This is a genomic window from Thermomonospora echinospora, from assembly GCF_900108175.1.
GTDB classification, from domain to species: Bacteria; Actinomycetota; Actinomycetes; order Streptosporangiales; family Streptosporangiaceae; genus Thermomonospora; species Thermomonospora echinospora.
This window is the reverse complement of record NZ_FNVO01000032.1, coordinates 20,356-44,247: the sequence shown is the minus strand read 5'-3', so window position 1 is coordinate 44,247 and position 23,892 is coordinate 20,356. Positions and strand designations below refer to the sequence as shown.

Genomic DNA, 23,892 nt, shown 5'->3' with positions numbered 1-23,892 from the left:
CGACGCCATCAGTTGCCGCCGGGAGGCGAATGATCTCCGCCGCCGATCTGGTCGACGGCGTGCGCCAGCACCGTTCCGAGCACGGCCATCCCGTCCCGGACCCCGCCGGTGGAGCCCGGCAGGTTGACGATCAGGGTGCGTCCGGCGATCCCGGCCAGCCCGCGCGACAGGATCGCGGTGGGGACCTTGTCGCGGCCCTGCGACCGGATGGCCTCGGCGATGCCGGGCACCTCCCGTTCGATCACCCGGCGGGTCATCTCGGGGGTCTGGTCGGTGGGGGTCAGCCCGGTGCCGCCGGTGGTGACGACGACGTCGTACCCGGCGGCCACCGCCTCGGCGAGGGCCGCGGCGACCGGCTCGCCGTCCGGCACCACCACGGGGCCGTCGACCCGGCAGCCGAGATCGGCGAGCAGGCCGGCCAGGACGGGCCCGGACCGGTCGGGGTAGATCCCGGCCGCGGCCCGGTTGGAGACCGTCACCGCCATCGCCCGGATCACGCCGGCCTCCGCCACGGTCCGCTCTTGCCGCCGAGTTTCTCCTCGACCCGGACGTCGGTGATCACCGCGGCCGGGTCCAGGGCCTTGACCATGTCGATCAGCGTCAGCCCGGCCACGGCGACCGAGGTGAGCGCCTCCATCTCCACACCGGTCCGGTCTGCGGTACGGACCCGCGCCTCGATCGCCACGCCCTCGTCCCGGACGTCCAGGTCGACCTGGACGGCGTGGATCGCGATGGGGTGGCACAGCGGCACCAGGTCGGGGGTGCGCTTGGCGGCCTGGATCCCGGCGATGCGGGCCACCGCGAGCGCGTCCCCCTTGGGGACGTCTCCGGCGCGCAGGGCCCCCACGCACTCGGTCGACAGCCGGACGAACCCGGTCGCCGTCGCGGTGCGCACCGACACGTCCTTGGCCGACACGTCGACCATCCGTGCCCGGCCCGACTCGTCCAGATGCGAGAACTGCGGAGACCCGGCCATCAGGGGCAGCCACCTTCCGGGGACGGTCCCGCCGCCACGGCTGCGGGCGGCGGGTTCTGCTGGAGTGTCATCGTGGCAGGCGCCAAATCTCGACCCGTTCACCGGCCGGCACGATGTCGCGTTCCTCGGGCACCACGATCAGCGCGTCGGCGGCGGCCAGCGCGCCCATCTGGTGCGATCCCTGCGCGCCGGCCGGGGTGACCGCGAGGTCGCCGTCCTCGCCGGACGACAGCCGGCCGCGCAGGTAGTGGCGCAGCCCGGCCGGTGACCTGACCTCCTCGGTGAGGACGGCGGTGCCGGCCCCCGGCGGCTCCGGCGGCAGGCCCTGCATGGCCAGCAGGGCGGGACGCACGAACACCTGGAACGAGACGTAGGCGCTGACCGGGTTGCCGGGCAGCGTGAAGATCGGGATGCCGTGCAGTAGCCCGAAGCCCTGCGGCTTGCCGGGCCGCATCGCCACCTTGGTGAACGTCAGGGTGCCGGTCAGGGCTTCCTTGACCGCGTCCCGGGCGCCCATCGAGACCCCGCCGGTGGTGATGATCGCGTCGGCGCGGATCAGCTGGTCCTCCAGCGCCTCCCGCACCTTCTCGGGCGCGTCCGTCAGGGCGCCCGCCCGGATCCCGACCCCCTCGGATTCGTTCACGGCGCCGGTCAGCATGAAGCTGTTGGAGTCCCAGATCTGGCCGAAGGCCGGCTCGCTGCCGGGCTCGCGCAGTTCGTCGCCGGTGGACAGCACCACGACCCGCGGCCTGGGACGCACGCTGACCCGGGCGCGGCCGACCGCGGCGAGCATGCCCAGCTGTGGCGCGCGCAGCCGTACGCCCGGCTCCAGCACCACCTGGCCGGCCTGCACGTCCTCCCCGGCCCGCCGGATGTAGTGGCCCGGTGGGGCGGGGCGGGTGATCCGGACCGAGACGGTGCCGCCGTCGGTCCACTCCACCGGGATGACGGCGTCCGCGCCGGCGGGCATGGGGGCGCCGGTCATGATGCGCAGGCACAGGCCGGGGCGGATCGCCGAGACGCCGGTGTCCCCGGCGGCCACGTCCCCGACCACCGGCAGCGTGACCGGGCTGTCCTCGGAGGCGCTCGCCACGTCCGTCGAGACCACCGCGTAGCCGTCCATGGCGGAGTTGTCGAACGGCGGCAGCGGGATCGGCGCGGACACCGGCTCGGCCAGCAGCGCGCCCTCCGCCTCCAGCAGCGCCAGGTCGATCGGCGCGAGCAGCGGCACCGCGCCGAGGATCTCGGCCAGGTGCTCGTCCACCGTCCGCAACCGGTCGGCGGCGGGCGGGGCGCCGGTGCCGCCCGCGCCAGGGTGGGGTCCGCTCATGAGGCGTGCTTGTCGACGAACTCGCGCAGCCAGGGCATGAACTCCGGCGCCAGGTCCGGGCGCTCGGAGGCGAACTGCACGAGGGTGCGCAAGTACTCCAGCTTGTTGCCGGTGTCGTAGCGCCGGCCGCGGAACAGCACCCCGTACACTCCGCCGCCCTGCTCCGCCGGCGTCCCGGCCAGGGTGCGCAGCGCGTCGGTCAACTGGATCTCGCCGCCGCGGCCCGGCGGGGTCCGCTCCAGCACGCCGAACACGGCCGGGTCGCAGATGTACCGGCCGATGATGATCCACCGGCTGGGGGCCTCCTCGGGCGGCGGCTTCTCGACCAGGTCGGTGATCCGCACGATGTCGTCGGTGTCGGTCGGCTCGATGGCCGCGCACCCGTAGGCGGAGACCTGGTCGGGCTCGACCTCCATCAGCGCCACCACGCTGCCGCCGAACCGCTGCCGGGTCTCGATCATGCGGGTCAGCAGCGCGTCCCGCTCGTCGATCATGTCGTCGCCGAGCAGCACCGCGAACGGCTCGTCGCCCACGTGCCGGCGGGCGCAGGACACCGCGTGACCCAGGCCCTTGGGGTCCCCCTGCCGCACGTAGTGCATGGTGGCCAGCTCGCTGGACTCGCGGACGGCGGCCAGCCGCTCGTCGTCGCCCTTGGCCCGCAGCGCCTCCTCCAGCTCGTAGGCGCGGTCGAAGTGGTCCTCGATGGACCGCTTGCTGCGACCTGTGATCATCAACACGTCGGTGAGCCCGGCGGAGACCGCCTCCTCCACCACGTACTGGATCGCCGGTTTGTCGACGATCGGCAGCATCTCCTTGGGGGTGGCCTTGGTGGCGGGCAAGAATCGAGTACCAAGGCCGGCCGCGGGGACGACCGCCTTCGTCACAGGTTTCGCGTCAGTCATGACCAGACCCTAACCACTCTGCGAGGACCCAAGCGTGCAAGTTGCCGACTCCAAGTCCGACCTCCGCCGACGGCTGCTGAGCGCCCGTGCCTCGATGGACGCGCGGGAGCGGGCCGCCGCCGGACGGGCGCTGCGCGACACGTTGCTCGGGCTGCCCGAACTGGAGATGGCCGCCTCGGTGGCCGCCTATGTCTCGTTCGGCGCCGAGCCGGAGACCCGCAGCCTGCTCTTTGCGCTGTGGAAGCGGGGGACCTACGTGTTGCTGCCGCGGCTGTTGCCGGACGGCGACCTGGACTGGGCGTCCTACGAGGGGCCGGACTCGCTGGCCCCGGCGCCCCGCTTCGGTTCCGGCCCGGCCGGGCCGGGGCTTCGGACGCCCGGGGCCGGAACGCCGGAATCGCCCGGAGCGGGGACGCAGGCAGAGCCCGGATTCCCGGGAGCGTCCGACACAGAGACGCACATCACACCCGGTCCAGGGCTCCAGCCGACGCCGCAGGAGGCGTCCGAGGCGAGGCCGCCGGGAGGGTCCGGGGCGATCGGGATGCTGGAGCCGACGGAGCCGCCCCGGGGACCCGACGCGATCAGGGCGGCCGACGTGGTGCTCGTCCCGGCGCTGGCGGTGGACGGCACCGGGCTGCGGCTGGGCCGGGGCGGCGGCTCCTATGACCGAGCGCTGGCCCGGGTCGGCTCGGGGATCCTCACGGTGGGGCTGGTGTACGACCACGAACTGGTCGACACGGTCCCGGCCGAGCCGCACGACCAGCGGCTGAGGGCCGTCGTCACGCCCTCACGGGGGCTGGTGCGCTTCGCCTAGTCCCGCCCAGCTCGCCCAATACCGCCGGCTCGCCCAATACCGCCGGCTCGCCTAGTACAGCCGGCTCGCCTAGTACAGCCGGCTCGTCTAGTACCGCCGGCGTCCCACCGGCCGAACCGCTCCTCTTCCCCGGGCGTCCAACCTGCGGGAAGATCATGGTGCTCCCACCGCAGCCCTCCGGCGGCGGATCCACTCCATGGGGTGCCCCGCTACCGCGTCCGCCCCCCGCCACCGGCTGATGGAGGCTGCCATGAGATCGACCGTCCGGCGTTTCGTCAGCGTGCTCGGCGCGGTGGCGTTGCTGAGCACCGCCGCCTGCACGAACGAGGAGCCGGGTCCGCAGGCGTCCGGCCGTCCCACTGTGCCGGGCCCTCCCACGACCCGGCTGCTGTACGCGCTCTCGCAGGTGACCGCCACCGAGGAGAACAAGCGGCATGTGGAGTTCACCGACCTGGCCGCGCTGCGCCGGGTGTCGAACGGCAGGCCCTTCGACCGCCGTTTCGGCCTGCTGGCCGTGGGCGCCGGTGAGCTCGCCGGGTTCGCCGAGCGCATCGCGCAGCCGACCGGCATCGACCTGTCCCAGGCGACCGACGCCTTGGTGACCGGGTCGACGTCCGGCGACGCGGGCCGGATCAACGGGCCCTTCGACGCGAAGACGATCGGCGCGAAGCTCACCGGCCTCGGATACACGCCGGTGCCGGGCGTCCCGAACGCGTGGGCCGGGGCGTCGGAAGACGGCCTCGATGCCGACGACCCGCTGGTCAAGCTGGGAGTGACGGCCTCTCACGGCCTCAACGTGGTCCGGGTGGACTCCGGCGAGGGCATCACCTACGCCCGGCAGAGGGACGCGCTGCGCCGCATCCCCGCCGAGCGCGGGAGCGGTTCGCTGGCGGACGAGCCCGCGCACCGGGCGGTGGCCGGCTGCCTGGGCACGGCGATCGCGGCCGTACTCCTGGTGGACGAGCCTCAGCCGCATCCGCCGAACCTGGTCGGGGTGGGCGTCACGTCCGGTGCCTCGGCCGGTGACCTGCGCCAGATCATGTGCGTCCAGGTCGACGGGGATGCCGCCGCGGCCGTCCGGACGCTGCAGCGGACCCTCCGCGAGGGATCGTCGCGGACCGGCACGGCGTGGCAGCGGCTGCTGCCCGAGGCGACCGTGGAACAAGCCGGCGACGGGATGATCCGGCTGACCGCCACCCCCGCGGCCTCGGCGGGTCCCGGTCTCCTGATCCGGGCCCTGATCGTCAACGACCTCCCGCGCTGGCGCGGCTGACCTGCGGCAGGACCGCCGGGAACGTCGGTTCCGAACCGGCGTTTCCGGCCGGTCGCGGGTCGACCCGGACGGGCGGAATGCGAGGATCGGGTTAACCTCCCCCGAAAAAACCGACAGGGGAGGTTTTGGTGGACGACAGGCGGCCATGGCGGGTCCTGGCGTTGCCCCCGCTGGGTGAGAACATCATCCGGGGGATGTTCGCGCCGCTGAGCGAGGCGGTCGAGGTGTCCGTCCCCGCCACCCGCGACGTACCGGGGCTGCACGCGGCGCTGGCCGACGCCGAACTGGTGGTGGGCGACTTCACCGGGGCGCTGGCCCTGGACGGGGCGGCGGTGCGGGCCGCGCCTCGGCTGGCGTTCGTCCAGATGCCGCAGGTCGGCGTGGACAGCTGCGACCTGGACGCGCTGACCGGGGCGGGCGTGCCCGTCGCCAACACCGCGGGCGCCAACGCGCGTTCGGTGGCCGAGTGGGCGGTGGGCGCGGCGTTCGCGCTGTGCCGGCAGCTGGCGTGGGGCGACCGGCGGATGCGGGCCGGCGAGTGGTCGCAGTCGGCGCTGCTCGGCCGAGGCACCCGGGAGATCCACTCCCGGCGGGTCGGAGTGCTGGGCCACGGGGCGATCGGCGCCGAGGCGGCCGGGCTGTTCGCCGCGCTGGGCTGCGCGGTGTCGTACTGGAGCAGGAGCCGCCGCCCCGACGCGTCCGCCACGTACCGGGAGCTGGACGATCTGCTGGCCACCTCGGACATCCTGGTGCTGGCGCTTCCGCTCACCCCCGAGACGGCCGGGCTGATCGGCCCGGAACGGCTGGCGACGCTGCCGCCGGGCGCCCTGCTGATCAATGTGGCACGCGGCGGGATCGTCCCGGACGAGGCGGTGCTGGCGGCGCTGGACTCCGGGCGGCTGGGCGGGGCGGCCCTGGACGTGTTCGAGGACGAGCCCCTCGGCGTCGACCATCCGCTCCGGCGGCACGAGAACGTCCTGCTGTCGCCGCATGTGGCGGGCGCGACGCTGGAGGCGCAGCTCAACATCGTGTCGCTGGTGCGCGACAACGTCGCCGCCGCCGTCGCGGGACGTCCGGTGCGCAACGTGGTGAACGGAGTGGAGCCGCTGGTCAGACGCCGGTGAACAGGGATGGATTAACCACATGTGCGCGGTAACGGACGCATCTCTGTAGGATCTCTACATCAATTGAACGATCAGCCCGAAGGGTGGGGATGTGCGGCTCGACATATGGCTACTGGCCGGAGCCGCACTAGTGCTCTCGGCGATCCTCGCCGTACGGCTGTCCCACCGGCTCGGGCTGCCGAGCCTGCTGGCCTATCTGGGCCTGGGGCTGCTCATCGGCGAGTCGGGGTTCGGGATCAACTTCGACAACGCCGAACTCGCGCAGACGCTGGGCTGGGCCGCGCTCGTCGTGATCCTGGTCGAGGGCGGCCTGACCACCAACTGGCGCAACGTCAGATCCGCCGTACCGGTCGCGCTGGCGCTGGCCACCCTGGGGATCGCGGTCAGCATCGTGGTGGTGGCCGTGGCCGCGCACTGGCTGCTGGCGCTGAACTGGCGGCTGGCGTTCCTGCTGGGCGCGGTGCTGGCCCCCACCGACGCGGCGGCGGTGTTCTCGGTGCTGCGGCGGCTGCCGATCCCGCGCCGGCTGGCCGGGATCCTGGAGGCCGAATCCGGCTTCAACGACGCCCCGGTCGTGATCATCGTCGTGCTGTTGAGCTCGGTGGAGGCGCACGGGCCCGGGCCGTGGCTGCTGGTCCCGCTGGTGGTCTACGAGCTGGCGGCCGGGGCGGCGCTGGGGCTGCTGCTGGCCTGGCTGGGGATCTTCGCGCTGCGCCGGGCGGCGCTGCCCGCCTCGGGCCTGTACCCCATCGCGGTGCTGTCGCTGGCGGTCGGCTCGTACGGCGTGGCCACACTGGTCCACGCCAGCGGCTTCATGGCGTGCTACCTGTGCGCGCTGCTGCTGGGCAACGCCCGCCTGCCGCACCGGCCGGCCACCCGGGGGTTCGCCGAGGGCCTGGCGTGGCTGGCGCAGATCGGGCTGTTCGTGATGCTGGGGATGCTGGCCTCCCCGTCCGAGCTGCCCGCCCAGGTGATCCCGGCGCTGGTCGCGGGCTCGATACTGGTGCTCGTCGCCCGTCCGCTGTCGGTGTGGGCCTCCACGCTGGGCTTCGGGCTGGGCCTGCGGGAGAAGGTCTTCCTGTCCTGGGCGGGGCTGCGCGGAGCCGTCCCGGTGGTGTTCGCCACCGTGCCGATGTCGGCGGACGTGCCCGGCTCCGACCGGCTGTTCTCCCTGGTCTTCGTGATCGTCGTGGTGTTCACGCTGCTGCAGGGCCCCACCCTGCCGCCGGTGGCCGGGGTGCTGCGGCTGCCGGTCGAGGGCGAGGCCAAGGACCTCGACGTGGAGGCGGCCCCGCTGGAGGAGCTGAAGGCGGACCTGCTGGAAGTCCGCATCCCGGCGGACTCGGCGCTCGGCGGAGTGGAGATCTTCGAGCTGCGGCTGCCCGCCGGGGCGTCCATCACCCTGATCGTGCGAGAGGGCCGCAGCTTCGTCCCCGAGCCGACGACCGCGCTGCGCGGCGGCGACATCCTGCTGGTCGTCACCACCGCCGACGTCCGCGAGGCGACCGAGCGCCGGCTGCGCGCCGTCAGCCGGCGCGGCAGGCTGGCCGGCTGGTTCGGCGAACGGGGCGAGTGAGCTGTCCCGTTCGACCCGCTCTTGGCGGAATTGGGCAGGTCATGGCGGTGTTGTGGGGAAGGCGCCGCAAGGGGGACCCCGGACCGGGCGGTAGGCGGACGGTCCGGTGGGGTGAGCGGTACCACGCGAGCAGTACTATTAGCAGTCGTGTCATGAGAGTGCCAGTCTGCGGGACTTCCGCGAGACTGTGGCGGCAAGGAGGAGACCGTGCCGACGTATCAGTACGTTTGCACCGAATGCGGCGAGCCCCTCGAGGTCGTGCAGAAGTTCAGCGACGACGCGCTGACCGAGTGCCCGGCGTGCAGCGGCCGGCTGCGCAAGGTCTTCTCCGCGGCCGGGATCATCTTCAAGGGCTCGGGTTTCTACCGCACCGACAGCCGGGGCGGCGGCAAGTCCTCGGTCGGCTCGACCACGTCGAGCAACGGCTCCTCCGACAAGTCCGCCGACACCAAGTCCGAGTCGGCGACCAAGTCCGACTCCTCGTCCGGCGGCTCCACCGCGGCGGCCTCCTCCAGCTCGGGTTCGGGCTCGGATTCCAAGGTCGCCTGACCGGTACGGCGGCCACCGCCGAGACCCGGGACCGGCCGCCTGGGCCGCCTGGTTCGTACGGTGGCCGCGCCGAAAGCCCGGCCGGCTCCCGCTCCAGGGTGGCCAACCCGCACGGCAGCCATCGCGAGGCTCCGGCCGATCACGTCGTCGAGCTCTAGTGCCCCGAGCATCGACCCGTTCCTCTGGGACGACCCGCGGCGGGCCGGGGTGGGCACGATCCGCACTTCGCCGAGGCCGCCTGAGCCTGTTCCTTCGGGGAGCGGACCTCAAAGTGCCGGGCGATCCGCTGCGGTCGTTCGGTCTGGTTCTGCTTCAGCCCCGGTGACCCTGCACGGGTCACCGGGGCTTTGTCATGCCCGTCCGCGGTGCTCGGTCTTACCGCCTGAGCGGAGGCTTCCTCCAAGGTGGAGATAGGTACACCCCTGCTTCGGGTTCAGGCACCACTGTGCTCGCTCCCCGTTCCGTACAGAGTTGTCCTGTAAGCAGCGGTAAGGGCGACCCAGGTGAGCGGCGGTGTCCTATGCGGAACTCTTCCCTCTTGAGGGCGCGCCCCTGGCGGCCGCCGCACGCCGATGACGTACGCGGCTGCGGCACCGGCCGGATCCGGTCACCGGCCTCTTCGCGTCGGCCCGGCCCGGGATTCGGCCGCAGTGACACGTACGCCGTATCCCGTCCCCTTCGCCTACTTCGCGAGGCGGAGACCACATCCACTCCCCTTAGACGACACGTACCCGCACGTCCTGCCTGCACCATCGGCTCATGTGCGGCACCCGGCGCCATGGTCCGTCCACAGCGCCGTAGTCCCTGATACGCGGTCAGGGTCACCCCAGATGAGTTCAGGGTGCTCCCCCGATGACCACGGCGGGCCGCACCACAGAAGCTGAGCACGGCGCCGTCACCGACCTCGGTTACTCGCGATAGTACTTGACAAATCTCTGATACAGAGAGAATCTCCCATCAACACGCGACATATCTCAAGTCAGGAGAGATCATGACCGCTCCAGGCCAGGCGCCCCCGGGTGGACGGTGGGCCCGGCTCGCCGGGCTGCCCGCGGGCCGCCGGACCAAGTGGGCCGTGCTGGCCCTGTGGCTTGTCCTGCTGGCCCTGATCGGCCCGCTGGCCGGCAAGCTCGGCGATGTGGAGGAGAACGACGCCGCCGCCTGGCTGCCCGGCGGCGCCGAGTCCACCCGGGTCGTCGAGCTGCAGGAACGGTTCCGCGCCGAGGAGACCACGCCAGCGGTGATCGTTTACCAGCGGCCCGGCGGGATCACCGCGCAGGACCGCGCCAAGGCACAGGCCGACCTGGTGCCGCTGAGCCGGCTGCCGGGCGCCGAGCAGCCCCAGGGACCGATCCTGGCCAAGGACGGCCAGGCGCTGCAGACCATCGTCCCGCTCAAGGACGTGGACCCCATCAAGGCCGTCGACGACGCCCGCGATCTGGTCAAGCGGGGCCCGCCCGGCCTGGAGGCGCACGTCACCGGCCCGGCCGGCGCCGGCACCGACATGTTCAAGGTGTTCGATACCCTCGACGGCTTCCTGCTGATGGCCGCCGGGATCGTCGTGATCGTGCTGCTGCTGTTCATCTACCGCAGCCCGGTGCTGTGGCTGGTGCCGGTGCTGAGCGCGGTCGCCGCGCTGGGCCTGGCGCAAGGCCTGGTCTACCTGCTCGCCCGGTACGCCGACCTGACCGTCAACGGGCAGAGCGCCGGCATCCTGACCGTCCTGGTCTTCGGGGTGGCCACCGACTACGCGCTGCTGCTGGTCGCCCGGTACCGCGAGGAACTGCACCGCCACACCGACCGGCATGAGGCCATGGCGTTCGCGCTGCACCGCGCCGGCCCGGCGATCCTCGCCTCCGCCGGCACCGTCAGCCTCGGGCTGCTGTGCCTGCTGGCCGCCGACCTGAACTCCACCGCGGGGCTGGGCCCGGTCGCCGCCGCCGGCGTGGTCACCGCGCTGCTGGCGATGACCACGCTGCTGCCCGCGCTGCTGGTGATTCTCGGCCGGTGGGTCTTCTGGCCGCTGGTGCCCCGCTACGACGCCAGGTACCTCGACCCCGAGGCCTACGAGCGCGAGCACGGCGTCTGGGCGCGGATCGCCCGCCTGGTCGGCCGGCGGCCCCGGACGCTGGCGGCGGTGGTCGCGCTCGTCCTGGTGGGCATGACGCTCGGCCTCGGCTCGCTCAAGGCCGAGGGCCTGTCGGACGCCGGCCAGTTCGTCGACAAGCCGGACTCGATCGTCGGCGGCGAGATCCTCGCCCGGCACTACGCGGCAGGCTCCGGCTCCCCGGCCGTCGTCATCGGCAACGCCTCCGCCTCCGGGCAGCTGGCCGCGGCGATCTCCGGGACCCGGGGCGTCGCCGAGGTCGGCAGGCCGGTCACCGCCGGCGGCCTGGTCCAGTACGAGGCGACGCTGGGCGACCGCGCCGACAGCAAGGCCGCCCAGCGCACCATCGACCGGCTGCGCGAGGCCGTGCACGCCGTCCCCGGCGCCGACGCCAAGGTCGGCGGCACCACCGCCACGAACCTGGACATCAACCGGGCCGCCTCCCGCGACAACCTGGTGATCATCCCGATCGTGCTGGTGGTGGTGTTCGCCATCCTGGTCGCGCTGCTGCGGGCGCTGGTGGCGCCGCTGCTGATGATGGCCACCGTGGTGCTGTCGTTCCTGGCCACCCTGGGCGCCAGCGGGCTGGTCTTCCAGCACGTCTTCGGCTTCGAGGGCGCCGACGCCGGATTCCCGCTGCTGGCGTTCATCTTCCTGGTGGCGCTGGGCGTGGACTACAACATCTTCCTGATGCACCGGGTGCGCGAGGAGTCGCAGGCCCTCGGCACCCGCCGCGGCGTGCTGCGCGGCCTCACCGTCACCGGCGGCGTGATCACCTCGGCCGGGCTGGTGCTGGCCGCCACGTTCGCCGCGCTGGCCACCCTGCCGCTGGTGAGCATGGTGGAGATGGGCTTCGTAGTGGCGTTCGGGGTGCTGGTCGACACCATCGTCGTCCGTTCCCTGCTGCTGCCCGCCCTGTCCTACGACCTGGGCCACCGCATCTGGGCCCCGAGCCGTCTGGCCCGCCGGGAGCCCCCCGCCGGCCTCGACGAGGACGGCCGTCAGCGGACCCTCGAACCCGTCGGCTGATCCCGCGTCCCGGCGACCTCGCAGCGGCCCGGCGCCGCTGCGAGGTCGCCCTTGTCACGGCCCCGGCGGCCCCGGCGGCCTCGTGAGCTGCGGGCTGCTACCGTCCGGATCCATGGACGACGGCGTGTACGTGGGCAAGGCGGGGCCGGACGCGGCCCTGGACCGAGGATGGCTGCTGGGGCATTTCAAGGACCCCTCGGATCTTCGCCACAGCGACGCCGTCGAGATCAAGTGGGGCGTGCATCCGCCCGGTGACGAGCGTGCGGAGTGGACGACCGGAGAAGAGCGCACGGCCCTGCTGGTGCTCATCAGCGGACGCTTCCGCCTGGAGTTCCCCCACCGCACCGTGACCTTGTCCGAGCAGGGCGACTACGTCGTGTGGGGCAAGGGCGTGGACCACTCCTGGTACGCGGAGGAGGAGTCCGTCGTCCTCACGGTGCGCTGGCCCTCCATACCGGGATACCGGGTGGGCTCCGAAGACCGGCGGTAGGAACCTACGGTTATCCACAATTTGCGCCGGGGCTGCCGGGGGTGTGCGGGCGCTGGCTAGGGTCGGCGCCATGACTACCGCAAACGCCGAAATCGGGGTCATCGGCGGCTCCGGCTTCTACTCGTTCCTGGACGGCCTCGACGAGGTGCGCGTCGACACCCCCTACGGCCCGCCCAGCGATCCGATCGCGGTCGGTACGGTCGCCGGCCGCAGGGTCGCCTTCCTGCCCCGGCACGGGCGCGACCACCGGTATCCCCCGCACAAGATCCCCTACCGCGCCAACCTGTGGGCCCTGCGCTCGCTCGGCGTCCGCCAGGTGATCGCCCCCAGCGCGGTCGGCTCGCTGACGCCCGCCTACGGCCCCGGCACGCTGGCCGTCCCGGACCAACTCGTCGACCGCACGTACGGCCGGGCGCAGACCTTCTATGACGAGGGCGGCGCGATCCACCTGTCCTTCGCCGACCCCTACTGCCCGGTGGGGCGGCGCACCGCGCTCGACACCGCGCACAAGGCCGGCTGGGAGCCCGTCGACGGAGGCACCCTCGTCGTCATCGAGGGCCCCCGCTTCTCCACCCGCGCCGAGTCACAGTGGTACGCGGCGCAGGGCTGGACGCTGGTCGGCATGACCGGCCATCCCGAGGCCGTCCTCGCCCGCGAGCTGGCCCTCTGCTACACCCCGCTCTGCCTCGTCACCGACCTGGACGCGGGCATCGAGGAGGGCGAGGGGGTCACCATGGAGGAGGTCTTCCGGGTCTTCGCCGGCAACGTCGACCGGCTGCGCACCCTCGTCACCACCCTGGTCGAGAGCCTCCCCGCCGACCGCGCCTGCCCCTGCCCGCATGCACTGGACGACATGGAACTTCCCCTGCAACTCCCCTGACCGGACCACTGTGACGCCCCAGGGCGTGGCCTGCCCGCGCCCGATTCCGGCCCGGCCGCGCACCTTGCCGTCCCTGGCCATGCACCTTGCCGTCCCTGGCCGTGCGCCTTGTCGACCCTGGCCCGTGCGCCTTGCCGTCTCGGCCACTGGCCGGATGCGCTGCCCCGACCGGACGGTTCGAACGACCCGTACGACGCCCGACCCATGAAGCCATGAAGGGAGCACGGCAGTGAAACAGCGCACCGCCTCGGGCAAAGGCCTGCCGCGTTTAAAACGTCATCGCCGCCCGGTCGCAGCGATCCTCGCCGCCCTCTCTGTGGCGTTCGGCCTGGCCTCCGTCCGCCCGCTCGATCCGGCGGGCGTCCAGGTCCTCGCCGCGGCCCGTGACCTGCCGGGAGGAACGGCGCTGCGCAGGCAGGACGTACGTTCCGTCGTGCTCCCGCCCACCGCCGTTCCGGACGGAGCGCTACGGGATCGCGTCGCCGGGCGGGTCCTCACCGGGCCGATCCGGCGAGGCGAGGTCATCACCGATGCGCGCCTGGTCAGCGGCGGCCTTCTGAAGGGGTACGGCCCCGGCGTGGTCGCCGCCCCGGTGCGCGTGGCCGACGCCGCCACCATCCGGCTCCTGCGCCCCGGAGACCGTGTCGACGTCCTCACCAACGGCACCGCGCCCGACCTCGGCACGGACGGTTTCGTCCCGGACATCCCCGGCACATCCACCCCTCGGCCAGAGGCCGCCCTACCGCAAACACCAGCCACCCCCTCCCCCGGCCAGACTGAGGCCCCGCCACGAACACCGGCCGGTCCACCCCCGGACCGGACCAAGACTCCACCGCAGGCATCGGCCGTTCCGGATCGAGGTCGGCTCCATGTCCGCTCAGGCGATCACCACGTCCAGCCGGTCGGCGCGTCTCGCCCCGCATCTGGTCTGGGACGGGCCGTCGCATATCAGCAGTCCGGCATCAGGTCCTCCGGCCTTGGCCTTCCTCGCCGGGCGTGTCCGGCAACCGGTGAGAGCGTCGGTGGCTGGGGCCTAGCGGCACGGGTTCACCTGGGAGAACGCGTCACCGGGCGGGCCGGTCCCGTCGGCGATCGGGTCTTCCGCGCGGTCCGGGGACTTCCACCGGTCACCGTGAGGTTCCCGGACGCACGGGTGGTGGCGGCGGCCGTACCGGTGATCGCGGTGCTCCGGGACGACTCCGAGACCGGTGGGCAGGGAGGGCTGGTCGTGCTGGCGACCAGCCGGGAGCAGGCCGCCGCGCTGGCCGGGGCCGCCGGCACCCGGCTCTCCGTCACGATCGTCGGAGATTGATCAACAGGGGTGGTCGCGCGTGGTAATAGTTCAACCCCCTTCGGTCATCAACCTCCTGGAGGCATCGGTGGAAGGCTTCAAGAAGTTCCTGCTCAGAGGGAACCTGGTCGAGCTGGCGGTGGCGGTCGTCATCGGCGCCGCATTCGGGACGCTGGTCACCAACTTCGTCACCGCCTTCATCACGCCGCTCATCGCGCTGGTGGGCGGACAGCCCGACTACCGGTCCCTCAGCTTCACGGTCAACGGCACCGCGTTCCCCTACGGGGTGTTCCTCACCTCGGCGATCTCCTTCCTGATCATCGCCACGGTGGTCTACTTCCTCGTCGTCCTGCCGGTGGCCAAGCTGCTGACGCTGCTGCAGCGCAAGGAGGAGGCGATCACGCGCGACTGCCCGTACTGCTTCGGCGAGATCCCCAACAAGGCCACCCGCTGCCGCTTCTGCACCTCGGAGGTCGAACCAGTGGTCCTGTGAACCCCGGACACGACGGGCCGCACCCGGCATGCCTTCGGCGGACGGCGCGCCTTCGCCCGGTGCCCCGCGTGTCAGCCCTCGGAGCCGTACTCCCAGTGCCAGGGCTCGAACGGATTGCTGTAGGCCCAGCTCGGATGGAACCACCCGTACTTGCGCGAGTTGGCCTCCATCCAGTTGAACTGCGTCGATCCGGAGGTCTGCACACCACCGCACAGGTCCACCGCCGTACCCAGCCCGTGGTTGCTGCGCCCGGGAACGGCGGCGAACCCGGGGCGCTGGTAGTAGACCCGCTGCTGGTCGGCCAGGCTCCGGTACGAGTCCGTGACGCAGATGTCCCGCCCGAACTGCTTCTTGTAGGCCACGTTCAGCTTGTAGAAGCCTCGGGCGGCATCCGCCCGGAGCTGCTCCCCCTTCTGTGGCAGATCGCACAGGTACTTGGAGGGGACCAGCCCGTTGGGATACTTGCGCGCGTCGGCGACCAGATCTGCCGAGCAGCTCATCAGCAGCCGCTTCTCCCGGCTCACCTCCAGCTTGTCGAGCATGGTGGTCAGCTGTGCGGTCAGCTCGGCGGAGCGCTGCTTCAGCGTCTGGATCTGCCGTTGCAGCCTGGTCTGCTCGACAGCGTTGCGCGACTGCAGCTCCTGCGCGGTGGAAGCCAGCCGCTCGTACCGCTCCTGCAGCTCGTCGGCCCGCCGGATCAGCGCCTCCTGCCCCCTGGCGATATGGGTCAGATCGGCCGTCATGCGCAGCGCCGCGTCCGAGCCGCCGTTGTTGAGGATCCCCAGCGATCCGGCGGCTCCCGGATGCTGGTAGACCGTGTTCGCCAGCCGCGCGAGCGGAGCCCGGATCCGGTTCAGCTCCGCCTCGGCCTTGCCCAGCTCCTTGAGAGTGTCCTGCAGCTTCGTCTGAGACTCGGCCAGCTCCTTCTTACGGCTCTCCCACTGCTTGGTGGCCTTCTCCAGATCGTCACGCGCCTTGTCCGCCTCGCGGCGGAGGTCGTCGACGGGATCGGCCACGCTCCAGGCGGCCGCCCGATGTACCCAGCCCTGTGGGGCGTAGACCAGCGCCAGCAGCGTCACCGCCAGGAAAGCCGCGCCCAGCGCCGCTGATCGCGGGATCAGCACCTACGTGTCCTCCGGGAGCCAAGAAGTCGATCGCAGGAACGCTACTACAGGTTCGAGCATGGACCGGGTGTAACGGACTCAATCAGCGTGGTAACCCCGGCGTTCACACCAACGACGCAGGAACGGGTTGTAACGCCAACTTTTCGGGCACTCGGGATGCGGCGGCCGCACCGACCGCCGCGGCCGGGGACTCGTCGCCCGCCGCGGCACCTTCCGCACCGGCTGCTTCTTCACCACCGGCCGCGGCGGGACGTACTCCCCGAACGTCGGATGCTCCCGCGGCGTCGGCCGCGGCCCAGCCGACTTCACCTGCGCCTCCGCGATGGCACGCGGCGGCCCGCCCTGCGGCTCCGAGTCCGGCCCCAGCACCACCGCTCCCCCGACCAGCAGCCCGGGGACGGCCAGGGCCCCGACGAGCAGCGCCGTCCTCCGCGCGGACGGGAACCGTCGCTGATCCACACCTTTCGCATGCCGACCTGTCACGGCACGGAAGCGTATCGACGCCCTTCGTCAAGAAACAGCCTGCGTCCCCACCTCCGGCATCCCGCCGCTGTCACCGGTCACATGACGCCGCGTTCTCCTGCAGCAGGACCCCAGCCCAGCCCGCCCGCTCCTGTGCGCCCCTGTGACCGCTCCCAATCCTCCGACAGCGCCCCAGACCCACCTGTGCTGGTCAGGTGCCGGGCTCACGATTGTCGGAAGTTCCGAGCGCGCGGTCACGCCACTGCTGGTACTCATGCCAGGTCCCCATGTCCCCCGGACGCAGAATCTCCCCCGAAGAGCAGTCGTGCACCACGCACCCGAGCATCCCGGCAATGCGATGGATCACCACCAGCGCCTGGTCACTCGCCCCGTGCACGCACAGCCCGAGTCCCCGGACCGGATCCTCACGGCCGATGGAAACATCGATGGCCAGGACCAAGCGGCACAGGCTTATCTGAACGAACGCTTCAGTGAACTCTTTCCGACTTGTCGTCCCGGCCGGTCAACAGACCGCCGCGACAATTCAGCAACTCGTACGCGGCATGGGCGCAGAAACGACACAGCCGACGGATCAGTGGCCGTTCCCCGGGAAGTCACGGGCCTTGATCTTGGCCATGCGCCCGTCCGGGTGGTGCCAGACGATCCCTTCGGCGCCCGCCTCTGCGGCCAACCGCCGCACGACCTCGCAGATGCCATCGAAAGTCGGCGAGGGCACCTCCACCCGTTCGGCAAGGGCATGCCTGATCAGTACGTGAGTCTCGGCGCGCTCCGGGTTCCGGTTGATCTTCGGGCCGCACAGCTCGTACGTCCCGGGCGCCCACACGGAAGGAGCCTCCCCAGGCCGGTCGGCGGCTGCGAGGGCTTCGGCGTGGAACTTGGCGAACCCCGACTGCGCAATCGGCTCCCAGCCGACCCTCTTCCCGGTCTCGCCGTCCTCTTCCACGAGCACGAATCCGGCCGGGGTGGCCTTTCCGGGCTTGACCTCCCGCCGTGCCCACCACCGCTCACCGTCGAACATCACGCAAGTACCGTCGTACTTCCGGGTGGCGATGCCCTCTCCGGCGAACACCCACGCGCACTCAGGGTTGCGGACGGAAGTGACGTGCTTCGGGTCACCGTCCCAGTCACGCACGAAAATGGTCGGGATCTTCCGCATACGAGGCTCCCCTTGTGCCACCGCGACTGATACGCGCTTCGTTCGCCATAGCCGCTGGGACAGCCGCGTGACAGGTGTTCCGGCTCGTCGTCCGCAGGCGACCGAAACCGGTATGCCGGGCCTCGACTCGCAAGCTCGCCGGAGCTTTCGCCTGGCCGTGGATACCGGTTTCCATGGGCGGCGTCAGCGTAACCGATCTCGTTTCGCGGGTCAGCTGAAAATCGACCGGTTCACCCGAGCCCCGTCACTGGGCTCTTTCCCACTTGCCGCCCTAGCCGGTCAACGGGCCGCCGAACACGCCCGGGCCGACACCGTCGCCTGCGGATCCGGCCGCTTCCACGGCCAGGCCAGGCGTCCCGGCGCCGGCCACGCAGGGCTCACGAACCTGGTTGGAATGGGCTCACCGTCGATGCACCCCGTACGCCTTCCACAGCACGCCCTCACCGTGGCCGGCCCGCCGTCCTCGCCCCACCTACCGGGCCTTTCGCGATGCCGCGCCCACGTGTCAGCCTGTCAGCATGATCAACGTGCGGCGGGTGTGGCTGATCCGGCATGGGCAGAGCGAGTCGAACGCCGGGTTGCCGACGAACGGGCCGGGCGCGTCTCCGCTCACGGCGCTCGGACGACAGCAGGCGGCGCGGACGGCGGCGGCGTTCACCGCGCCGCCCGAGCTGATCGTCAGCTCCTCATTCGTACGCGCACGGCAGACCGCCGAGCCGACCGTCGAGCGGTTTCCCGAGGTGCCCTACGAAGAGTGGCCGGTTCAGGAGTTCACCTATCTGGGCCGGTTGCATGGGGCGCAGACCACGACGGCGCAACGGCGGCCGTTCGCCGAGGCCTACTGGCAACGCGCCGACCCCGCCTACGTCAACGGCGGCGACGGCGAGTCCTTCACCGCGCTCATCACTCGCGTCCGCGCCTTCCTGGACCGGCTCGCCGACCGCCCCGAGGAGGGCACGATCGCGGTGTTCACGCACGGCATCTTCATGAAGGCCGTGATCTGGTCGCTGTTCACCGGGGTCACCGACCCCGACGCCACGGCGATGAGCGGCTTCCGCCACTTCAACGGCGCCTGCGACATCCCCAACTGCACCGTCACCGAACTGTGGCGCCCCAGCGGACCGTACGGATTCCGCGTCGTCGGCGGCGGCACGACCCACCTCGCAGACACGTCCACCGCCCAGGGAACGGCTTCCTCCGCAGCCCTGGACTAGGCACCGAACTCACATGTGCCCGGTCCCGCCACACCCCCAGACGCATGCGGTGTACACAGGTGCCGTACAGCCGGGAAGTACCAGCAACACCGGCTCACCTGACCGTACAGAGGCACACGGGTCCAGCTGGGTAGAGCGCGCGAGCAGAGGGTGGCCAGTGGCTACGGATCAGAAGGCGTCATGCCAGGCAGTGCCGGAGCCGGGCAGCAGGCCACCACGCTGCTTTCAGCCCATCCAGGCCAGGGCAGACACACCGATAACCCTGCGCAGGAAGCGACGTGGACCGCGTACCCTGTACCAGGACGACGGACAGCCGTCGGAGCGCTCGGCCGGGCGCAGTGCACCATGTGCGGAATGATCACCGCACGCAGCGGACGGCCGGACGAGTCCGCTAGGCTCTGACCAGCGTCGAGCCCCCGTAGCTCAGGGGATAGAGCAACGGTTTCCTAAACCGTGTGCCGCAGGTTCGAATCCTGCCGGGGGCACTCTCACCAGCAGCACGAAGCAGCGCCCTACCTGCGGGAACGCGGTAGGGCGCTGTCGTGGCCGTGCCCGGTGATCTACGGCTGTCTACGGCGGCGTACGGCCACCTGTGCCGAATACGTGCCGAAGCTGGCGGCGCCTGCGAGCCTGGGCGGCCAGGGGTTAGAGCCGGATGGCGGGGTCGCTACTGCCGTAGCCGGTGCCCTCCGGCCAGAGGACGGCAACCCCTTGACTGTGGGCCGGCGCGATGAGGTCTGCCCGCTTGGGCCGCTCGGGGAGCAGGATGGCGCGCACCGCAGGTGGCAGGAGGCTGCTGTAGTCCGCGAGCCGGCCCAGCGCCATGCGCACGTACCGGGCTGCGGGCCGGAGCCAGTGTCCTACCGGGAGAGCGGGGTGCCTGGGCCCGTGTCCTCGGAGAGCGGTCACCTGAGGTCGAAACCGCCTTCAGGCAGGTGTGGGACGCCGTCCGCAGACTGCTGCTGGGGGTGCCTGCGCCCGACCGGCTCAGGCGGTGACACGCGAGATCCCCTGCGGTGTGGAGAGCACGACGTCCTCGGTCTCCGGAGTCCGCCGTGGGAAGGCGTCCTCAGCGCCAGCGCTCCGCATCGGAACGCCTGGCGGCGACGCACGTGATCACGGTGCATCCGGTGAGAACGAGAACGGCCGTCCACAGCGGGGCCGCCGGGAAGAGCACCCGCCGCAGTGCGCCCGAGACCAGGGCGCCGGCCAGCAACGCGCAGATCGAGACGAGTCTGCGGCTCTGCTTGGCGGGCACGACGGGCTCGGCGAACAGCGCGGTGAGCGTGGTCGTGACGACCGTCGTGTTCAGGTCGAGCACCTTCATTCCGCGCACGATCGCGTATCCCCAGCCCAGGGAGAAGGCGAGCATCACGATGATCGGCCACCGCGCCCAGGGTTCGGCGAATCCGTACCGGGAGGCCAGCACCGAGGCGCCGCAGACCAGCACCGTCTGGACCGCGATGCCCACCGCCAGCAGCAGGCCGCGGTGCCGGTTCCCGGGCCACGACAGGACGGCGCGGCCACCGCCGCCCGCTCCCGCCGCGAAAGACATGAGCGACAGCGCGGAGGGCAGCGGCGTACCGTCGCCGGCCAGGCCGAGGCCGAGGATGATGATGTTCCCGGTCATGGCGGCGACGAAGACCTGACCGAGATCCAGGAAGCTCACCGCGTCGATCATGCCCGTCGTGAAGGCGAGCGCGACGAACAGGCGCGGCAGGGGCCCGTCGGTCTGGCCGCCGTCCCGCGTGCCGCCGCCGGTCACGGCCCCGTGCCGACGGAGTTCATCCGATGCGCAGTTCGGTGTCGAGGCCCGCGGCCTCCTCACGGACGCTCGGGCGGAAGGCGAACAGGACGCCCACGGCCTTGCCGATGAGGTAAGTGAGCACGCAGCCGTAGCGGCCGACGGCGAGGATGGCGACGATCTGTTTGCCCAGCAGGGAGATCGAGCCGCCGTAGCACAGGGCGAGGCCCGGTGTCATGAGCAGTATCATGGCGAAACTGACGAGCACCCATGCAGAATCGCCGATATTCAGCCCATATTTCATGCCCAAACTCCTGGGTTCAGTTCAACACCATTGAGGTATGGGCATCAGCTGGACATGTGAAACATTCAGCGAAGCAATTTAGGCAAAATTCCCCCCACCGGGTCTCACCCTCCCCGACCTCACCGAATTCTTTGTTTTCTTTCGGCTGGATCGTCCGTGATGTTCCGGGGGCGGCTCCCGCGTGGAGCTCACCGGCGAAGGCGTGCCGGGACAGGACCACCGGCCGCCGCGTCCGCTTCGCCGGTGTTCGCGTCGGTGGGGTGACCGTGGCCTCTTCTCTCCTGGCGGTCGTCCAGGCTCGTCTGGCCGGTCTGCAATGCGGGGCGGGTTCGCCATGCAGGTTCGTCCATGCAGACGTGTGCCGCCGGTCGCGGGCGGGCGGTGGTGGTGCGGCGTGCGCCGGGAGACGTGCGAGGGGCGGACGCAGCGGCCTCGGGCTGTCACGGATCAACACTTGTAGTCATATCGGGTAGTCCGAAATGCCTTCGTCACGATCTTCGAACACGGAGGAAACGACCCATCCTTACCGTCACCCGTGCATACGGGGCATTTCGGATCTTCCGGTAGTGCCCCATCCCACCTGGCAGAGACGAGGTAGGTGCGTGGGAGACGAACACGGGTCCGTGACGAAGGTCGAACCGGGCGTGCGGGACACCGTTCCGGCCGGGCTGAGCCGGCGGGCCTTGATCGGCGGTGCGGGCGCCACGGCCGCGGGGACGGCACTGGCCATGACCTTCGGCGCCAGGGCGGCGGAGGCGGCACCGGCACCGAAGCCGTCCGGCACGGGGACGGGGACGGGCGCGGGGGTGGCCGGCCCGCCCGCGCTGAAGGGCATCCCGAAGCGCCCGCGGCTGGTCGACTACGAGATCTTCGAGCTGGCGGCGCTGCTGCGGGCCGGCAAGGTGTCGAGCGTCGAGCTGACCCGGGCGTATCTGGACCGGATCGACAAGCTCAACGGCCCGTTCGAGACCTATGCCAACACCGGGTTCTACAACGCCTTCGTCCGCGTCGATGAGGAGGCGGCGCTCGCCGCCGCGCGGGCGGCCGACAAGCGGATCGCCGCCTACCGCCGCTCCCGCACTCCCCTGTCGCTGCTGTGCGGCATCCCGATGGGCATCAAGGACTCGGTCGGCATCAAGGGCTTCCAAACCAAGAACGGGAGCCAGGCCTTCACCGGGAACGTCGCCCTCCAGGACGCGACCGCGGTGGCCCGGCTGCGCGCGGCCGGGGTGGTCCTGCTCGGCCACACGATCTGCTCGGCCTTCTCCGGATCCATCACCGGGACCTTCGCGGGCAACGCCTGGAACGTCGCGCACGTCCCCGGCGGATCGAGCCAGGGGTCGGGCGTCGCACCCGTCGCCCGGCTCGCGGCGGCCTGCCTCGGGGAGGAGACCGGCGGCAGCATCATCATGCCGTCGGCGGCCAACGGGGCCACCGGCATCAAACCCTCGCTCGGCACCGTGTCGATCGCCGGGGTCATGCCGCTGTCGCCCGCCTACGACGTGCTCGGCCCGATGGGGCGCAGCGCGCGCGACGTCGCGCTGATCCTGGCCACCATCCTCGGACCGGACGCGGTCAACGACCCGCAGACCCTCGCGGCGCCGAACCCGTTCCCGCAGATTCCGTTCGGCCCGCGCCCCGGGTCGAAGCCGCTGCGGGGCCTGACCATCGGCATCCCGCAGACCGACTGGATGCGGGTCGGCTCCGGCATCAAGACCGGAGTCAGCCCGCAGTCCACGTACGGCGCCGGCCATTTGGCGGTCTTCAACCGGCTCGTCGGCGAGTTGCGCGCGCTGGGCGCCACGGTCAAGGAGTTCCCCGGCCTGGACATGACCGACCCTAAGCAGAACCCGTACTTCTCCTCCTCCGACGTGCTGGCCACCGTGGACGGCTCGCCCGTGTCGCCGTCCGCCGCGGTGGTCAACGCCAACCGGTACGAGGTCCGCTACGCGAAGGCGGTCGCCGACTTCTGCGAGAGCGGCATCCCGGCCGAGTCGGCGGTGGCCACGTTGACCAGTCAGTACGGCCGGCGGGGGCCAGGCGAGTCGAGCGCCAGCCTGGCCAGCGCCGACCGGTTCTACGGCGGCATCCCGGCCGCCGTGCGGTACGAGGGCGAGCAGCGGCGCCGGACCCTGATCGCCAACTACACCAAGGCGCTGCGCGACCACGACGTCGACTTCATGCTCGTACTGTCTCTCGGGGACGTGATCGGGCTGCGGTCGGGCGGGACCGGCTTCCCGGTCTACCGCGCGTACTACCAGGTGCCGAACGCGCTCGGCTGGCCGATGGTCAGCTTCCCGGTCGGCCAGGTGCAGGGCCTGCCGGTGTCCGCGCAGTTCTGGGGGCCGCGCTTCGCCGAGGCCGAGATCACCCAGGCGATGATCGACTACCAGGCGCGTCATCCGGAGCATCACAACGCGACCCCGGCCGACCCCACGCCGCCGCCGGCCTCCGCGGCGCCCAGGCAGCGCTCCATGACGGCCGAGACCGAGAGCGGCCCCAGCAACGACCCGCTCCTCGGCGAGGAGGACATTAGGAAGGCGCTGCAGTGAGTCTCAACGTTCCCTCCCCCTTCCTCACCGTCGCCTACGGGGCGCCGGTCAACATCGGCTTCCTCCCGCAGGACCCGGCCGACCACTACGGCAGACTGCTGACGGTCGGCTGGACGGCGAAGCTGGGGACCTCTTTCCTCCCCCACGACCCGGACGACGAACTGATCGACACCCCGAACCCGTCCACCCGCTGATCCGCCCGGCCCCACGCCCGGGGCCGGACCGGCCACCCAGCGGCGTGCCCCCGGCGGTACGTAGATCCGGCCGCGCATCGTCGGGCGGGGCCGGCACCCTGCTCGGCTCACCTCAGGACCGGTGACTCGGCGCCACCCTCACCGCGTGACGATTCGGCCGGTTCCCGCAATGACGGGTGCGGGCCGGCGCGAGGTCTTCGGTCGCGAGTACGTGAACTCGGCCGATGGGGTGGGAAGGATAACGGTGCCGGTCCGGAGCATCACGGACTCCTCCCTTTCGGAGGAGA

Annotated in this window: 22 protein-coding genes and 1 tRNA gene; 14 read left to right on the top strand and 9 right to left on the bottom strand. The window is 71.4% G+C overall.

From position 1 onward, the window contains the following. Positions 1-8: 8 nt before the first annotated feature. The 4 genes from C4U03_RS36530 to galU form a co-directional block, all read right to left on the bottom strand. Complete coding sequence (locus tag C4U03_RS36530) at positions 9-485, bottom strand: MogA/MoaB family molybdenum cofactor biosynthesis protein (RefSeq protein WP_103944394.1); 477 nt, start codon at positions 483-485, stop codon at positions 9-11. Positions 486-493: 8 nt separating this feature from the next. Next, complete coding sequence (moaC, locus tag C4U03_RS36525; protein ID WP_103944372.1) at positions 494-976, bottom strand: cyclic pyranopterin monophosphate synthase MoaC; 483 nt, start codon at positions 974-976, stop codon at positions 494-496. Between the two features lie 67 nt (positions 977-1,043). After that, complete coding sequence (gene glp / locus C4U03_RS36520) at positions 1,044-2,249, bottom strand: molybdotransferase-like divisome protein Glp (protein WP_103944393.1); 1,206 nt, start codon at positions 2,247-2,249, stop codon at positions 1,044-1,046. Between the two features lie 53 nt (positions 2,250-2,302). Then, positions 2,303-3,208 (bottom strand): UTP--glucose-1-phosphate uridylyltransferase GalU, encoded by a 906-nt coding sequence (gene galU, locus C4U03_RS36515; RefSeq protein ID WP_103944371.1) that lies wholly within the window; start codon positions 3,206-3,208, stop codon positions 2,303-2,305. Positions 3,209-3,242: 34 nt separating this feature from the next. Between galU and C4U03_RS42295 the strand changes: the two genes are divergently transcribed. The 10 genes from C4U03_RS42295 (at position 3,243) to mscL (ending at position 14,834) form a co-directional block, all read left to right on the top strand. Further along, positions 3,243-4,022 carry a 5-formyltetrahydrofolate cyclo-ligase gene (locus C4U03_RS42295; RefSeq protein WP_235018353.1) on the top strand — a complete coding sequence of 260 codons (780 nt, stop codon included), beginning with the start codon at positions 3,243-3,245 and terminating at the stop codon, positions 4,020-4,022. Positions 4,023-4,272: 250 nt separating this feature from the next. Then, positions 4,273-5,295 carry a hypothetical protein gene (locus tag C4U03_RS36505; RefSeq protein WP_103944370.1) on the top strand — a complete coding sequence of 341 codons (1,023 nt, stop codon included), beginning with the start codon at positions 4,273-4,275 and terminating at the stop codon, positions 5,293-5,295. 128 nt (positions 5,296-5,423) lie between these two features. Beyond that, positions 5,424-6,419: an NAD(P)-dependent oxidoreductase gene (locus C4U03_RS36500; RefSeq protein ID WP_235018352.1), complete on the top strand. Its 996-nt coding sequence runs from the start codon at positions 5,424-5,426 to the stop codon at positions 6,417-6,419. Between the two features lie 91 nt (positions 6,420-6,510). Continuing rightward, entirely contained in the window at positions 6,511-7,995 is a 1,485-nt protein-coding gene (locus C4U03_RS36495; RefSeq protein ID WP_103944369.1) for a potassium/proton antiporter, read from the top strand. A 207-nt stretch (positions 7,996-8,202) separates the two neighbouring features. Next, complete coding sequence (locus C4U03_RS36490) at positions 8,203-8,544, top strand: FmdB family zinc ribbon protein (RefSeq protein ID WP_103944368.1); 342 nt, start codon at positions 8,203-8,205, stop codon at positions 8,542-8,544. A gap of 991 nt (positions 8,545-9,535) precedes the next feature. Further along, positions 9,536-11,680 carry an MMPL family transporter gene (locus tag C4U03_RS36485; RefSeq protein WP_103944367.1) on the top strand — a complete coding sequence of 715 codons (2,145 nt, stop codon included), beginning with the start codon at positions 9,536-9,538 and terminating at the stop codon, positions 11,678-11,680. Between the two features lie 112 nt (positions 11,681-11,792). Beyond that, the gene (locus tag C4U03_RS36480; protein WP_103944366.1) at positions 11,793-12,170 is read left to right on the top strand and encodes a cupin domain-containing protein; all 378 of its coding nucleotides are present in this window, start codon (positions 11,793-11,795) and stop codon (positions 12,168-12,170) included. Between the two features lie 70 nt (positions 12,171-12,240). After that, positions 12,241-13,050, top strand: a complete 810-nt coding sequence (locus C4U03_RS36475) for an S-methyl-5'-thioadenosine phosphorylase (protein ID WP_103944365.1) — start codon at positions 12,241-12,243, stop codon at positions 13,048-13,050. A gap of 229 nt (positions 13,051-13,279) precedes the next feature. Further along, positions 13,280-14,362, top strand: a complete 1,083-nt coding sequence (locus C4U03_RS36470) for an SAF domain-containing protein (protein ID WP_103944364.1) — start codon at positions 13,280-13,282, stop codon at positions 14,360-14,362. 67 nt (positions 14,363-14,429) lie between these two features. Continuing rightward, positions 14,430-14,834 carry a large conductance mechanosensitive channel protein MscL gene (gene mscL / locus C4U03_RS36465; RefSeq protein ID WP_103944363.1) on the top strand — a complete coding sequence of 135 codons (405 nt, stop codon included), beginning with the start codon at positions 14,430-14,432 and terminating at the stop codon, positions 14,832-14,834. 71 nt (positions 14,835-14,905) lie between these two features. On the opposite strand, the gene C4U03_RS36460 is transcribed toward mscL, so the two are convergent. The 3 genes from C4U03_RS36460 to C4U03_RS36450 form a co-directional block, all read right to left on the bottom strand. Continuing rightward, positions 14,906-15,958, bottom strand: a complete 1,053-nt coding sequence (locus C4U03_RS36460; protein ID WP_103944362.1) for a M15 family metallopeptidase — start codon at positions 15,956-15,958, stop codon at positions 14,906-14,908. Positions 15,959-16,631: 673 nt separating this feature from the next. Next, a complete protein-coding gene (locus C4U03_RS40835; RefSeq protein ID WP_160147221.1) occupies positions 16,632-16,880 on the bottom strand; it encodes a hotdog family protein in 249 nt (82 codons plus the stop codon). A 132-nt stretch (positions 16,881-17,012) separates the two neighbouring features. After that, on the bottom strand, positions 17,013-17,597 hold the full coding sequence (locus C4U03_RS36450) for a hypothetical protein (RefSeq protein WP_103944361.1): 585 nt from the start codon (positions 17,595-17,597) through the stop codon (positions 17,013-17,015). A gap of 518 nt (positions 17,598-18,115) precedes the next feature. Here C4U03_RS36450 and C4U03_RS36445 point away from each other — a divergent pair. Beyond that, on the top strand, positions 18,116-18,811 hold the full coding sequence (locus C4U03_RS36445; protein WP_200827714.1) for a histidine phosphatase family protein: 696 nt from the start codon (positions 18,116-18,118) through the stop codon (positions 18,809-18,811). Between the two features lie 412 nt (positions 18,812-19,223). After that, positions 19,224-19,296, top strand: a tRNA-Arg gene (locus C4U03_RS36440). Positions 19,297-19,880: 584 nt separating this feature from the next. Here C4U03_RS36440 and C4U03_RS36430 read toward each other — a convergent pair. Together C4U03_RS36430 and C4U03_RS36425 are read right to left on the bottom strand one after the other, a co-directional pair. After that, complete coding sequence (locus C4U03_RS36430) at positions 19,881-20,576, bottom strand: YoaK family protein (RefSeq protein ID WP_103944360.1); 696 nt, start codon at positions 20,574-20,576, stop codon at positions 19,881-19,883. Positions 20,577-20,595: 19 nt separating this feature from the next. Beyond that, the gene (locus C4U03_RS36425; protein ID WP_103944359.1) at positions 20,596-20,859 is read right to left on the bottom strand and encodes an ammonium transporter; all 264 of its coding nucleotides are present in this window, start codon (positions 20,857-20,859) and stop codon (positions 20,596-20,598) included. A 623-nt stretch (positions 20,860-21,482) separates the two neighbouring features. On the opposite strand from C4U03_RS36425, the gene C4U03_RS36420 reads away from it, so the two are divergent. Both C4U03_RS36420 and C4U03_RS36415 read left to right on the top strand, forming a co-directional pair. After that, positions 21,483-23,411, top strand: coding sequence for an amidase (locus tag C4U03_RS36420; RefSeq protein WP_146087658.1), 1,929 nt, complete (start codon positions 21,483-21,485; stop codon positions 23,409-23,411). After that, positions 23,408-23,605 carry a hypothetical protein gene (locus C4U03_RS36415; RefSeq protein WP_103944357.1) on the top strand — a complete coding sequence of 66 codons (198 nt, stop codon included), beginning with the start codon at positions 23,408-23,410 and terminating at the stop codon, positions 23,603-23,605. The genes C4U03_RS36420 and C4U03_RS36415 overlap by 4 nt, the downstream gene beginning before the upstream one ends. The last annotated feature ends 287 nt before the right edge of the window (positions 23,606-23,892 follow it).

Excerpts from the sequence above, each read along its gene's own strand:
- galU (WP_103944371.1), bottom strand. The coding sequence starts at position 3,208 with ATGACTGACGCGAAACCTGTGACGAAGGCGGTCGTCCCCGCGGCCGGC.
- C4U03_RS36530 (WP_103944394.1), bottom strand. The coding sequence starts at position 485 with ATGGCGGTGACGGTCTCCAACCGGGCCGCGGCCGGGATCTACCCCGAC.
- C4U03_RS36475 (WP_103944365.1), top strand. The coding sequence starts at position 12,241 with ATGACTACCGCAAACGCCGAAATCGGGGTCATCGGCGGCTCCGGCTTC.
- C4U03_RS36505 (WP_103944370.1), top strand. The coding sequence starts at position 4,273 with ATGAGATCGACCGTCCGGCGTTTCGTCAGCGTGCTCGGCGCGGTGGCG.
- C4U03_RS36480 (WP_103944366.1), top strand. The coding sequence starts at position 11,793 with ATGGACGACGGCGTGTACGTGGGCAAGGCGGGGCCGGACGCGGCCCTG.
- moaC (WP_103944372.1), bottom strand. The coding sequence starts at position 976 with ATGGCCGGGTCTCCGCAGTTCTCGCATCTGGACGAGTCGGGCCGGGCA.
- C4U03_RS36450 (WP_103944361.1), bottom strand. The coding sequence starts at position 17,597 with ATGCGGAAGATCCCGACCATTTTCGTGCGTGACTGGGACGGTGACCCG.
- C4U03_RS36445 (WP_200827714.1), top strand. The coding sequence starts at position 18,116 with ATGATCAACGTGCGGCGGGTGTGGCTGATCCGGCATGGGCAGAGCGAG.
- C4U03_RS36485 (WP_103944367.1), top strand. The coding sequence starts at position 9,536 with ATGACCGCTCCAGGCCAGGCGCCCCCGGGTGGACGGTGGGCCCGGCTC.
- C4U03_RS36425 (WP_103944359.1), bottom strand. The coding sequence starts at position 20,859 with ATGAAATATGGGCTGAATATCGGCGATTCTGCATGGGTGCTCGTCAGT.